This window comes from Asaia astilbis JCM 15831, from assembly GCF_000613845.1.
Classification (GTDB): domain Bacteria; phylum Pseudomonadota; class Alphaproteobacteria; order Acetobacterales; family Acetobacteraceae; genus Asaia; species Asaia astilbis.
Window position 1 is genome coordinate 16,869 of record NZ_BAJT01000018.1, and the last position, 12,549, is coordinate 29,417.

General features: G+C 59.2%; 12 protein-coding genes and 1 pseudogene. 5 read left to right on the forward strand and 8 right to left on the reverse strand.

The features are described 5' to 3' along the window. Positions 1 to 21 precede the first annotated feature (21 nt). From JCM15831_RS12765 to JCM15831_RS12780, 4 genes and pseudogenes are all read right to left on the reverse strand, one after another. The gene (locus JCM15831_RS12765; RefSeq protein WP_025824572.1) at positions 22 to 2,418 is read right to left on the reverse strand and encodes a TonB-dependent receptor; all 2,397 of its coding nucleotides are present in this window, start codon (positions 2,416 to 2,418) and stop codon (positions 22 to 24) included. 115 nt (positions 2,419 to 2,533) lie between these two features. Continuing rightward, positions 2,534 to 3,022, reverse strand: coding sequence for a ribosomal maturation YjgA family protein (locus JCM15831_RS18970; RefSeq protein WP_025824573.1), 489 nt, complete (start codon positions 3,020 to 3,022; stop codon positions 2,534 to 2,536). Then, positions 3,019 to 3,737: pseudogene (locus JCM15831_RS24065) on the reverse strand (DUF817 domain-containing protein). Before JCM15831_RS24065 ends, JCM15831_RS18970 begins: the two are co-directional and overlap by 4 nt. A 221-nt stretch (positions 3,738 to 3,958) precedes the next feature. After that, positions 3,959 to 6,151, reverse strand: a complete 2,193-nt coding sequence (locus JCM15831_RS12780; protein ID WP_025824574.1) for a TonB-dependent receptor domain-containing protein — start codon at positions 6,149 to 6,151, stop codon at positions 3,959 to 3,961. Between the two features lie 159 nt (positions 6,152 to 6,310). Between JCM15831_RS12780 and JCM15831_RS12785 the strand changes: the two genes are divergently transcribed. From JCM15831_RS12785 to JCM15831_RS12800, 5 genes are read left to right on the forward strand one after another with little or no spacing between them, the layout of a single operon-like run. Beyond that, entirely contained in the window at positions 6,311 to 7,243 is a 933-nt protein-coding gene (locus tag JCM15831_RS12785) for a heme/hemin ABC transporter substrate-binding protein (RefSeq protein WP_025824575.1), read from the forward strand. Beyond that, positions 7,240 to 7,545, forward strand: a complete 306-nt coding sequence (locus tag JCM15831_RS20500; protein WP_051528515.1) for a hypothetical protein — start codon at positions 7,240 to 7,242, stop codon at positions 7,543 to 7,545. Before JCM15831_RS12785 ends, JCM15831_RS20500 begins: the two co-directional genes overlap by 4 nt. Then, complete coding sequence (locus tag JCM15831_RS18980; RefSeq protein ID WP_084490701.1) at positions 7,464 to 8,255, forward strand: FecCD family ABC transporter permease; 792 nt, start codon at positions 7,464 to 7,466, stop codon at positions 8,253 to 8,255. The genes JCM15831_RS20500 and JCM15831_RS18980 overlap by 82 nt, the downstream gene beginning before the upstream one ends. Then, on the forward strand, positions 8,252 to 9,073 hold the full coding sequence (locus JCM15831_RS12795) for a heme ABC transporter ATP-binding protein (RefSeq protein ID WP_025824576.1): 822 nt from the start codon (positions 8,252 to 8,254) through the stop codon (positions 9,071 to 9,073). The genes JCM15831_RS18980 and JCM15831_RS12795 overlap by 4 nt, the downstream gene beginning before the upstream one ends. A 19-nt stretch (positions 9,074 to 9,092) precedes the next feature. After that, positions 9,093 to 9,407 (forward strand): antibiotic biosynthesis monooxygenase family protein, encoded by a 315-nt coding sequence (locus JCM15831_RS12800; RefSeq protein WP_025824577.1) that lies wholly within the window; start codon positions 9,093 to 9,095, stop codon positions 9,405 to 9,407. Positions 9,408 to 9,458: 51 nt separating this feature from the next. Here the strand turns inward: JCM15831_RS12800 and JCM15831_RS12805 are convergent, their stop codons facing one another. The 4 genes from JCM15831_RS12805 to JCM15831_RS12815 all read right to left on the reverse strand — a co-directional run bounded on the left by JCM15831_RS12805 (position 9,459) and on the right by JCM15831_RS12815 (position 12,493). Continuing rightward, a complete protein-coding gene (locus tag JCM15831_RS12805) occupies positions 9,459 to 9,962 on the reverse strand; it encodes a CinA family protein (protein ID WP_025824578.1) in 504 nt (167 codons plus the stop codon). A gap of 71 nt (positions 9,963 to 10,033) precedes the next feature. Then, positions 10,034 to 11,335 carry a transglycosylase SLT domain-containing protein gene (locus JCM15831_RS18985; RefSeq protein ID WP_051528517.1) on the reverse strand — a complete coding sequence of 434 codons (1,302 nt, stop codon included), beginning with the start codon at positions 11,333 to 11,335 and terminating at the stop codon, positions 10,034 to 10,036. Positions 11,336 to 11,541: 206 nt separating this feature from the next. Beyond that, the gene (locus JCM15831_RS20505; RefSeq protein WP_051528518.1) at positions 11,542 to 11,910 is read right to left on the reverse strand and encodes a hypothetical protein; all 369 of its coding nucleotides are present in this window, start codon (positions 11,908 to 11,910) and stop codon (positions 11,542 to 11,544) included. Further along, a complete protein-coding gene (locus tag JCM15831_RS12815; RefSeq protein ID WP_025824579.1) occupies positions 11,897 to 12,493 on the reverse strand; it encodes a TerC family protein in 597 nt (198 codons plus the stop codon). The genes JCM15831_RS20505 and JCM15831_RS12815 overlap by 14 nt, the downstream gene beginning before the upstream one ends. Positions 12,494 to 12,549: the final 56 nt, after the last annotated feature.

The following is a 12,549-nucleotide window of genomic DNA, read 5'->3' on the forward strand; positions in this document are numbered from 1 at the left end:
CCACTCAGCAGAAGGGATGGCTCAGTTGAAGTGCTTGCGGATGGTGAAGAACACCATGCGAGGCGCAGCAGCCTGAAGTGTCTGGAAGGTGCCCGAAGGATCGGAGTTCACGAAACCGGTGCTGCCGACCGAGGCGACATAGCGCTTGTCGAACAGGTTGGTCACGTTGATTTGGGTGTCCAGACCACGCAGCCAGAAATTGTTGCTCTTGAAGCGATAGCCGACATTCAGGTTGAAGACGTCATTGGCAGGCACAGAGGCATCGTTCGTGTAGGTGTAGTAACGACGGTCCTGGATCTGCATCAGCACGTTGCCCCAGATCTGACCGTCATCGTAGCCGATCTGCAGGTTGGCGAGGTTACGCGGCATGCCGACCACGTTCTTGCCCTTGATCTGCGCTGAAATCTGGCCGTTGGCGTAAACATTGTCCTGATAAAAGGAATTGTTGAACGCGTAGGACGCAAAGATCGACCAGTTCGGCGCGAACTGCCAGTTCACGGCGGTGTCGAAGCCACGGGAAATCACGCCACCGACGTTGGACAGAACAGCAGCATTACCCTGAATACCAACACCCTGCGTCACGGAAAGCAGACGGTTTTCGAACTGGATGTAATAACCGGTCAGCGACGCCTGGAAAGTCTTGGTGTGGTAGCGATAGCCGAGCTCTTCCGTGTTGGACAGCTCAGGCTTCAGCTTGCCCTGAAGCGCCTGGAAGCCGGCAACTGTGGTCGAGAACGGACCGGACGTCTGGGCGCTGTCGAAAGCCGCCATGTTGCGGGCATAATCGACGAAGATCTCGTGATGCGCGTTGATACGGTAGTTTGCACCGATTTGCGGCAGGAAGCCGTTGGTCGCATTGAGCGAGCCCGACGGATAAGCCGTCGGCAGCGTCGTGCCGAGATAATTACCGTTCATGGCGCGCGAGATGTTATCGACGATCAGCGACTTGAAGCCGTAATTGACCTTCAGCTTGGGCGTGATCTTCCAGGTGTCGTCAAGATGAACCTGATAGGTCTTGGTGTTGAAGGCGCTCTGCCACTGGGTCGCGAAGGCGTTATTCTTGTACCAGAAGGTAGAAGAAGGCGTGCCATCGAGCGCCAGACCGTAGAAGCGGCGTGCCTGGTTGAAATTGTTGTTCTCGAACCAGAAGCCGCCTTCGATCGAATGATTGGCGATCTTGTAGGTCAGGCTGCCGATAAAGCCCGCACGGTGGATGCTGTACTCGGTCGTACGCGCCGACATCGGTGAGCCGCCATACTGTGCCGGGGTTGGCGTGTAAGGCGTAACCCAGACGCCTTCGCCAGCATTGGTGTGGCCGTAGCCCATGACATAGCCAGAGAGGCGATTATTGACCTTGAAGTCGAGCTTGCCATAGCCGAGCGCATCTTCACGCAGGCCGCCACCGTTATAATAGACGGTGTCCTGATTTTCGATGCCCTTGGGGAAGGCTGTGCCGTTCTGATACGCATAGGCGATCTGCTTCGCCAGCGCGTAATTGCCCGTGATATTGTCCAGATTATAGCCATAGGTTTTGATCTGGGCGAGCGAGATGTCCTGATAATCGTTCTCGGCGCGCTTGGACCAGTCACCGAAAACGGTGAATTTCAGATTTTCTCCCAGAGGCTGGACGAACTTGGCGTTGGCCTGATCCTGCCTCTGAACGCCATCGCCTTTCCACTTATTCGCGTCCTGATGGTTGTAGGACACGAAGAACTTGCCGCCGCCCTTGAGCAGGCCGCTATTGATGCGGGCGAAGGTGCGCCACGTAGAGGCTGATCCGATCGTGCCGCTGACATCTGCGCCGAACTTGTCGGAAGGGGTGATGGACGTGAACTGAAGAGCACCACCAAGATCGTTGGAGGCCGCGACGCCAACAGCGCCCGCGCCCTGGGTCAGCGTGGCGGGACCGTTATTTTCGGTCTGAAGTGCACGCCCGATGGAGAGGCCGTTCGTGTTGCCATAAGCGAGGTTGCCGAGCGGCACGCCGTCGAAGGTAAAGCCGAGACGGCTCTGATCGAAACCTCGAATGATGATCTGCTGCGACCACTCATAGGAGCCCAGCGGATCCGACGAGGTGAACATGACGCCGGGAAGCTTTGAAAGCGTTTTGAAAGGGCTGGTTCCGGGAGTGTATTCCTGGATCGCCGTACGGGAAACGGTCTGCGTCTCGCGTGCCTGACCTGCGCCCAGAACGATGATCGACTCAGATCCCCTCGACTCTGCGGCGCTCGAGCGCGCCTTGGTCTTCTTAACCGGCTTTGCAGCCTGGCTGGTCGTCACGGGGCGGCTTGCCTTTTGTGTGACAGCTGCGTTCGAAGTCTGTTGTGTCGCCTGAGCAAAAGCTCCCTGGGTCGATTGCGCTGCAATGACAAGGGCAGGGATGCTGGCGGAAATAACAAGACTGAGTCTGAGTTTCATCGAGGGGACCGTTTCGCTTCATGATCGAAAGACGGGCCGTAGATATCGATTTAAAATCGCGTTCAGTATTATGGTTTTATTACAAACTTATCGAAATGAAACAGTCACTTGGGTGTCATATATGTGTCTCATTGGAGCGATCAAGTAACGATAATTTACCTGTTTTTGGCGTGACTTCCGTAAGCTTGGATGTGATTTTCTTTTCCTGTTGCATGGCTGCACCCGTCAATTCGGCAGCCATGACTCCGAATGCGTAAGCCAGGAGGTCGAGCCACGCGAAATGCCGGCCTAAAAGAAAGCTCCCGATGCTCGTCATGCGCATCGCATCCAGGAACGGGACATGGACCAGTTTGAGGATCTCACTCCCTGTAACTGCAACGCAAGCGAGCGCGAGCTGTGTAAAACGACTGCCTTTGGGGATGAGGAGGGCGCTCAGGCACCAGAAGAGGGAGCCCCACAAAACAGAGCCACTCCATTTTTTGACCCAAGGGTCGAGCCCAAGGGGTGCGAGGCGGCAAATCAATCCCGCGATGACGATCGTCGCGATGAGATGCCAAAGCTGCCGCGTGGTCGGTCTACCCGGTCTGACAGGCCCATGAGTCATGGCTCGGCGACACTCTGGATGGGTCTTCCTCGATCCGGGCGCAGAAGCAGCGTGACAGAGATGAACGCAACATAGAGCAGGAGATACCAGGAGACGAGTTTCTGTGGGTGCACTACCCAGGTGAAGCGTCGATGGGCGTAGAGCCATGTCCCTGTGAAGGTGCCGATATTTTCGGCAATCCATAAGGCGATGCTGGAGAGAAAAGCGGCGAGGGGGAGCCTCATGCGCCAGCGTGTTTCTACAATGCGATAGCTGATCCAGCACCTGCCATAGAGGAGGACCGTGGCCATCACCAGAACCCAGCGTAAATCGATCATGAAGTGATGCGTGAAGAAATTGAGATAGATGCGAGAGCCAGAGCGAGAGAAAGCCAGAACGGGGGATAGGGGTGAAATTTCATGTCGAACAGACGGATCACCCGCGCCATGTAACTTCCGACCGAGGCATACATGAATCCCGAAAAGAGCGGCACATTCATGATTTTGAAGAAGCCTGGTTCGGGATAGGCCCAGGACCCCGCCGAGACCTTGAACCATTCCATGGCCGTGCCGGTCAGATGAAAAATCAGGATGATCGCAGCTTCCTGTCTCGTCTCGAGACGGAACAGGAGAAACAGGATCTGTGTCGCGATGGCAAACATGAAGAGCGCATCGTAGCGCTGGAGCGTCCATTGCGATGACCAGAAGAAATGAGTGAGCAAGATAGCGCCCAGCATCACCCCGCCAAAGAGGCAGGCCCAGCCCTGCTTGAGAACGAAGAGCACAAAGAGAGCGGGGAAACCGCTCAGATAGCGTCTGATCCAGCGCCCCAGACGGATTTCGAGGTCGATTGCAGGCGGCGTGTGAGAGGCGGCATTCAAGGCTTCTGTCCTTCTGCAAGGAGGCCTGCCGCACCCTACGCCCCTGTGCAAGGGGCGTAGTCGATCACTTCAGACGGTTATCGCGAGAGGGCGAAGCTGAGGCCGCCCATTACGGTGAGGCCCTGATTGGGGATCGTCGAAATGGCGTTTGTAAAATACCGTCGATTGGTCACGTTATCGGCATTGACGAACATCTGAAGCTCCCTGGTAAGCTGGTACGAGCTGAAGAGATCGAAGACGACATAGCCGCCCTGTTTCGGATAGAGTGCTGTGCTGCTGGTGGGCTGACCGAGTGTCTGGGTGGCAGCGCGGATGCGTCCGCCAATCGAGAGCTTGTTGTCGAGAAGATGCACGCCGAGCGTGCCGGCCAGAACGGAGCGGGGCGGCGTGGTCGGCAAGGCGCCAAAGCCCGTATAGATGGGGAAGGGAAGCTCCGTCGATGTGTTGGTGTAAGAGAGCGTGGCGAAGACAAAGCGATTGTCATAGCTCGCCTGTCCCTCGAAGCCCCTCGTATACGCGTTGCCGGCCATGTTCTGATAAAAATAACCAAGAGTCGGGATACGCGAGCCCGCAGACGGGCGGCCCGTGACACGGGTCTGTGCAATATAGTTTTTGATGCGCGTATCGAAATAATCGCCGTCGAACTCGACCTTGTCGCCGTCTGTCAGCACATCATGATAATTGAGCTTGGCGCCAAGTTCCCAGCCATAGGTCTGTTCCGGGGCAAGGTTCGGGTTCGGGACAAATTTCAGGAAACTGAGGCCGGGATGAGAGCTGGCCATGAACATTTCGGTGATGGCGGGTGGACGAAAGCCAAGCCCGTAGCTGCCATAAAGCTGCAGCCCACGCACCGGCGTGACGGCAAGCGTGACCTTCGGGTTGACGGCATCCGCGCTGCCAGAAGCGTGGAACGCGCCAACCGGCACCTGAGTGAAGCCTGCTCCCTGATTATAGCCACTGCCGGAGGAGTGATAGCTGTCATATCTTAAAGCCCCGGTGAGCTGCACGATCTTCCAGTTCAGGGCGAGCTGGGTGAAGGCGCTTCCGACGCCGCGGCTGCCCGTAGGGGTTGAACCGGCATATCCTGTCTGGTCCCTTGTCTTGACCGAGTCATGATAATACTCCCCGCCGTAATTGAGCGAGGCAAGCACCGGACCCAGCGAGAATTTCGAGGTGTTATCGGCCTCAAATCCCAGGGTCGTCAGATCGGTTCTCGTGAGATTGGCTTCCGCCATGGTTACGGCGCGATAGGCGGGCATCGCGTTGTCCTGCCCGGTCGTGACGACATAGCCCTTCACATGCAGCGCGACGAATTTGTTGTCATGGGGCGTAAAGCGATACTCGATATTACCCTGATTGTTCTGGATCTCGTTACGTCCGGGAATTCCTTCCGTCCCCTGACCGAACTGATTGTGATAAATCACCGTCCCCAGTGTCAGGCTCTGATCTTGTCCCGGCTTGATATCGATCTTGAAGAGGCCTGACTGAAGGCGCTGATACGTATTGGGAATGCGCTCCCCGTTGCCATCTTCGTAATTGCCCGAGCTTCGCATGCTGAAGCCTGCTGCAATACCGAGCCAGGGGCGAAAGCGAACGCCCGCGCCAACCACGCCGGAGCCGTCATAATTATTCGAGCCGCCGACGGCCCGCGCCATGACGCCATAGCGCTTTCCGGACTCGACCAGATCATCGACGCCAAGCGTGTGCATATTGACCACGCCCGCGATGGCGCCCGCACCATCGGCTGTTGCGACCGTGCCGCGAGAAACATCGAGGCCTCCGAGAAGGGCGGGATCGACATAGACGCTCCCATTGGCACCATGGCTGCTGGTCTGAAAATTCTGTCTCGCGCCGTCGACCATCACATTGACGCGCCCGAAATCCTGCATGCCGCGGATGGAGATTGCGAGGGAAGGGGAGCCGTCATTCTGAAAAAACACACCGGGCAGCCCTGTCAGCACCATGTAAGGCTCTGTGGGCTGCACGCGGAGCATGTCCTTGCGCGTTATGGTGCTACTGGCCTGAGGCGTCGCCGTGTCCGCATCACCATGCACCTTGACGCTCGGCAGAGCGATTTCACCTGCGCCGGCCCCGGCGGACTGGGTCGCCCGACGCTGACCGGCCAATGCCTGTGTCGACGGGCTTTTTTGTGCGGTCGAGCGCGCAGAAAGAGTGTCCGCATTGGCGCTCTGAGCCTGAGCGGTTCGGTCATGCAGCGCGATCAAGGCAAGAGCGGAGGAGAGGTATAGTACCCGGCGAGTTGAAATCATCAGTTCAGCCCCAAGAATCGTGTAAGAAGGTCTGAGGGTGGTTATTGAGAATGCTTCGCACTTGCAAGGTGGAAAAAACTCCTCTAATGCTCCGCCGCATCAGGTGAGGGAAAGAAGCAACAGCTTCTGGCCAGCGGCATTCGGCCGACGGAGGTATTCATGAGCATCATCTTGTTCGGTAGACGTCAGTTCGGGCTTTCAGCCCTCGCAACCGGTATGTCAGGGGCCGCGTCGCGCGCTGCACGTGCGGGGGAAAAACGAGACGTGCAGGTCGAGGATTGCCGCGGGCGCCGCGTCACTCTCGGCTCGATGAACCGCATCGTTTCTATTGGTGGCACGATTACCGAAACACTTTATGCGCTGGGTGCTTCGGACAGGATTGTCGGGGTCGATATCACCTCCACCTATCCGGTGGCTGCTCTGCGTGAAAAGAAGTCAGTCGGCTATATGCGCCAGCTCTCGTCGGAAGGGGTTCTTTCCCTCAAGCCCGATCTCGTGCTGGCGATGAACGATTCCGGTCCGGCGAATGCCATCGATCAGATCATGGAGTCATCGACGCCGATCGTCATGGTCGATGCCACGCCGTCGCTCGATGCCGTTCGCAAGCGCATTCTGACGCTTGCGCGGATCATTGGCGCAGGAGAAGCGGGCGCGTCGATGGTTGTGCGGCTGGACAACCAGCTGCGCACGCTCAAGGCGTGGAAGGAGCTGCACCCTCAAAAGCCTCGTGTGCTGTTTGTTATGCGCGTGGTGAATGGACGGCCGATGGCGGCTGGGACCGGGACAGCAGCGGATGCGATTATCTCCCTTGCGGGAGCGACGAATGCAGGGAGTGACATGCAGGGCTACAAAGCGCTTGAGCGCGAGGCTCTGATTGTCCTGAAGCCGGATGTGATCCTGATGATGAGTCAGGGTGGGCAGACGATGCGGGACGCTCTTCTGGCCGATGACGCCGTCATGTTGACCCCCGCCGGGCAGCGCAAGGCGATTATCGACATGGAAGGCGAGAAGCTCCTTGGTTTCGGTCCGCGCACGGCGGAGGCCGCCCTCGAACTTGCCCAGCAGATCGTCAAGCATACGCAGCCTGCATGAGCGTCCGACGGCTCAATCTGGTCTCGGCGTTTGCACTTCTCTCGCTCGCGCTGGCAGCAAGCCTTCTTCTGGCTTTGGCTTCGGGCGCGACAGGGTTTGGTATCCATCCCAATGGCATCGATGATCCTGCCGTCGCCCATCTGATTATCTACGGGATCAGGCTGCCACGTATCATGCTCGGTCTTCTGGTCGGTGCCGGACTTGGCGCAGCGGGGCAGTCATGCAGGGACTGTTTCGCAACCCGCTGGCGGATCCGGGCCTCATCGGCGTCTCGTCAGGGGCGGCGCTGGGCGCTGCGCTGATGATCGTCGAAGGAACATTCTGGTTCGGTTCGGGCGTTGTGGCCCGTTGGGGAATCCCGGCGGGCGGGATGCTTGGGGCGTGTTTCATGACAGCCATCCTTCAGGGATTCTCGACCCGTCAGGGGCGGCTTTCCACCACGCGCCTCGTACTGGCCGGTGTTGCGCTTGGGGCTCTGGCCTCTTCAGTGACCGGTATCCTGCTCTATCGTGCCAATGATTCAGCGCTGCGGGATCTGACCTTCTGGACCATGGGCAGTCTGTCCGGCGTGCGCTGGCGTGAGGTCGAGATTCTCGCGCCTTTCACTCTGGGTTCGCTCGCGCTTCTCATGGCACTTTCCCGACCGCTCAACCTGATGCTTCTGGGAGAGGAAAACGCCGCGTTGATGGGGTGTCGGGTCGGATGGGTGAAAATCCTGTGCCTGCTTGCCGTGACTTTTGCGGTCGGTCCTGCGGTCGCTTTTTCGGGCGTGATCGGTTTTGTCGGGGTGATTGTGCCGCATCTCGTCAGGCTGGTGAGCGGTCCCGACCATCGCTTTCTCGTTCCCGGTAGTGCGCTCCTTGGCGCCGTATTGCTTGTTTTGTCGGATACTGTTGCGCGGATCATTGCATCTCCGTCCGATGTGCCGGTCGGGATTATCACTGCGGCACTTGGGGCGCCTGTCTTCATCTGGTTGCTGATGCGGCGATCCGATCAGGAGATCTCCTCATGACCCTGCGCGAGAATGACCGTCTTGTGCTTGATGAGGTCAGTGTGCGTCGTCAGGGTCGGTTTCTGCTTGAAGAAGTCTCACTCTCGCTCGCTCTGAGCGAGTTCGTGGCGGTGATCGGCCCGAATGGGGCAGGCAAGAGCACGCTGATGCGTGTTGCTGCCGGCCTCCTCGCGCCCTGTGAGGGAGCCGTAACGCTGGGGTCGAAACCCTTATCGACCTTCACGGCTGCCGAGCTCGCGTCTCGAAGAGCGATGCTGACCCAGGAACAGACACTTGACGCGCGTTTCTCGGTGGCGGAACTCGTGCGTTTCGGTGTTCCGGGCTGGAGAGGAACGCAGGAGCGCGAGCGTCTGGCGCGGCTTGTTGCCGAGACGGTCGAAGAGGTGGGGCTTGAGGCTCTGGCTCAGCGTGACGTCACCACGCTTTCTGGCGGGGAGCGCCAGCGCGCGCATCTGGCACGGATCCTCGTTCAGCTGCGTTGGCACAGTCATAAAGGATTCCTGTTTCTGGACGAACCCGTTTCGGCGCAGGATATTGCTCGTCAGGGACAGATCCTGTCTCTCGCTCGGGCGCATACAGGCAAGGGCGGGGCGTGTCTGGCTATTTTACACGACCTGAACTGGGCGGCCGCCTTTGCCGATCAAATTGTGGTGCTCGATAAGGGGCGTGTTTACGCTTCGGGCACGGCAAACGAGATTATTACTTCAGAAATGCTCGCGGATGTGTTCGGACTACCGAACAGCATTCTCGGCCATCACCATGAGACCGGACGGCCCTTTATCCTGCCGCACGATCTTGTTCTGCCCGGTTCATCATAGAGTCACAAAGGTATCGTCGATGTATATCGCCATGAACAGGTTTCAGGTTCTTCCCGAGAGCGAAGACGCGTTTCGTCAACGCTGGCTCGACCGCGAAGTGCTTCTGACAACCGTCCCCGGTTTCAAATCATTCGCTTTGCTGCGCGGGCCGGTTAAGGACGATCATATCCTGTGGTCGTCCCATACCGTCTGGGAGTCCCACGAGGCTTTCAAGGCTTGGACTCAGTCGGAGCAGTTCCGCAAGGCCCATGCCGGGGCAGGCGGCAACAAGCCCCTGACCCTCGGCCCGCCGGTCTTCGAAGGCTTTGAGGTGGTTCAGCACATCGAAAACTGAGCCTCTCGTCACTGAGCGTCCCGTTTGGCCTCGAACGGCCGAGCAGGACGCTCAGAGAGCGTTGAGGATCAGATCGAAGGCCCTGTTGACGGTCGCCAGTCGCACGGCCTCCCGGTCGCCCGGGAAAAAGGCGGTCTCATGCACTGGATTTTTCGTTCCGTGCATCAGGCAGAGACAGACGGTGCCCACTGGTTTCGTCTCGCTACCGCCACCTGGACCTGCGATCCCCGTCACGGCGACGGAGATCGTCGCGTCTTCCGCGCAGGCCAAGGCACCCATGGCCATTTCCACTGCGACAGGCTCGCTGACGGCGCCGTGCTCGGCAAGGGTCTTGGTGGCTACATCCAGAACGGCTTGTTTTAAAACGTTCGAGTAGGTCACAAGGCCGCCCTCAATCATCTCCGACGAGCCTGCATGAGCGGTAAGCAGTGCTGCTATCAAACCGCCCGTGCAGCTTTCTGCCGTCACGAGACGCTGACGATGCGACTGAAGGCGAGAGAGGACCTGCGCGGCTTTATCGCTAAGGGTCTCAAGCGTGAGCAACGTCTCAGCCATGACTTCCTGCCTCGAGCACGCGATAAAGTGCCATGTTTTCCTCGACGCGCTGGATATAAGAGCGTGTTTCCTCATAAGGGAGGCTCTCGATCCAGTCGATCAGCCGGCCTGCGTGAGAGGTTGCGGCAGTGGAAGGCTCGCCAGCCAGAGATCGGTGCGGTGAGGCCCAGCATTATAGGCCGAGAGAACAACCGGCACGACCTGATCGAAGCGGGTGAGCAGCTGTGACAGATAGGTGCGGCCAAGCGTGAGATTGGTCGCGGGGTCGCGCAATCCGCTGATGCTGGTATCCAGCCGCTCAACCCCGCCCGTCGGGCGACGTCTTTTGCTGTCCCGGATTGAAGCTGCATCAGGCCGATTGCCCGCGCCGGGCTCGCAACATGGGCGTTGAAGCTGCTTTCCTGACGGGCTACGCCCAGAGCGAGACCTCGGGGCAGGGAGTCCCCTTCGGCCTGTGCGGCATCGAAAACGGGCCAGCCCTCAGGATAAAGAGCAGAGCCGAGACGACCCGTACGGCGTGCGGCAAAGACGGCGGGCTCCAGCGTGTCGATCGATAGCGCAAACCGGGCAAGCGCTGCCTGACCTGCGGCGTCCTGCACCGCGCTGTAGCCGAGCATCAGGAATTCACGGGCGTGATCGTCGTCACCGCGCTCATGCAACAGACGTGCCGCCTCGACGAGATCGCTTCGTGAGATGGTCCCACTTTGAAGCGCCGGCAGTCTCGACAGCGCAGCAGACAGGCCCGGTACGTCGCTTCCGCTAGGGAGGAGCGTGTCATCACGGCCATTGAGTGCGGCAAGGGCGAGCTGTCCGTAGAAGACGGTCGGCATGGTCGCGGCCTGCGCATAGGCCGCTTGCGCCTGAGCAGCATCGCCTTCGGCAGCATAGCTTCTGGCCAGCCAGTAGAAGCCGCGGCTTTTGGTGATCAGGCTTGTCTGGCGGGAAAGCAGGAGAAACGCATCACGCGCCTGCGCGGGGTTCTTTAAAAAGCGCAGATCGATCCAGCCGCGCAGGAAGCGGGCTTCGAGACCTGCGGTGGCGTTTGACGAAAGGGTCGTATCGTCGGCCAATGCGCGGGCCTGCTGGACCGAGCCTTGCATCAAAAACGCCCGGGCGAGCGCCATACGTTCATTCGTCAGGGCAGGTGAGGGCGTATGCTTTTGTGCAGAAAACCCTTCCTGCTGCCAGAGTGCGTAGGCGCCTTCATAATCCGATGCGCGACGGAGTTGCTTGAGACGCGCGATCATCAGCATCGGCTCAGCGCGCTGAGCCAGGGTGAGGGCACTGAACTGCGATGCAGCGTCAGGGGAATTGGATTGCAGGGCAATCAGAGCGCGCGCGGTTATGCGACGCTGTGGGTTAAGCAACGCCACCTGTCGACCTGCGGCCGTGAACTGACGCGTACGAACCTGACGCTGGAACCTTGCCCAGTGATCGTCAGCTGTCAGGGAGGCACTGTAATCGGCAAGGATAATGGCCGCGTCTGTTTCCCGATCGGCACCGTTACGCCAGATACGCCTTGCCTGCTCTGCTGCATTTGGCAGGAAGGAGGCGCAGCGTGAGAAGGCCTGAACGCCTGTCAGAGGCTCTCTCGGCAGAGCGCTGGCAGATCCGCATCGTCAGTGCGTGTTGCAAGCGCCTGCTGATAACGCGCCATCATGGTGCCACGCTCAGGCCAGCTTGGCGTCTGGTCCAGAAAATCGGCATAGGCGCGTGCTGTTGCCTGTGCTCCCGGCTGGACCAGAGCGAGCCACTGATCGAGGCGCGTCGAGACATCGGGTGGATGTGTCATTGCGCTCGACGACAGGGCCGGATCTTCCGGTGTCGTGTCGCTCAGGCCGAGGGGCTCTTCCGATTGGGTTGGAGGCAGCTGCTCCTGCGCGTGTGAACTGCACCCGGTCAGGAAGATGAGCGATCCCGTCAGAAGAAACGACTTAACCCGAGACATGATGCACGATCTCCATGCTGCCCTTGTAGATCAGCTCGCAAGCGACGAAGGCGACGATGGCGAGGCCGAGCCAGGCGATCCAGCGATAGCGGTTCAGCAGATTGGCAACGAGCGTCGCCGCCGCCCCCATCAGCACGACCGAGAAGGCAAGGCCAGTCACAAGCACGTAAGGGTGCCCGATGGCGGCGCCCGCTACGGCCAGAACGTTATCGAGGCTCATTGAGAGATCGGCCACGATGATCCGGAATATGGCTTTGGACAGCGAACCGCTCTTGGCCTCGCCGGTCATCTCTTCGGGATGGCGAAGCTCCTGATACATCTTCCAGCACACCCAGAGCAGCAGCAGACCGCCGGCAAAGGTGAGGCCGAGTACCGAGAGAAGGCGTGACGCAACCAGGGCAAGCGCGATGCGCATGAGGGCGGCGGCAATGACACCGACCAGAATGGCCTTGCGTCTCTGATGCGCAGGCAGGCCTCGAACGACCATGCCGATGACAACCGCGTTATCCCCGGCGAGGGTGATGTCGATCAGGATAACCTGGGCAAGTGCTGCAAGGGCATGCCAGGTAAGATCAGGCGTCACATAAACCTCCGAATTTTCATGGAGAGGTGATGCTAGTCAAAGCCCCACGAGAGCGC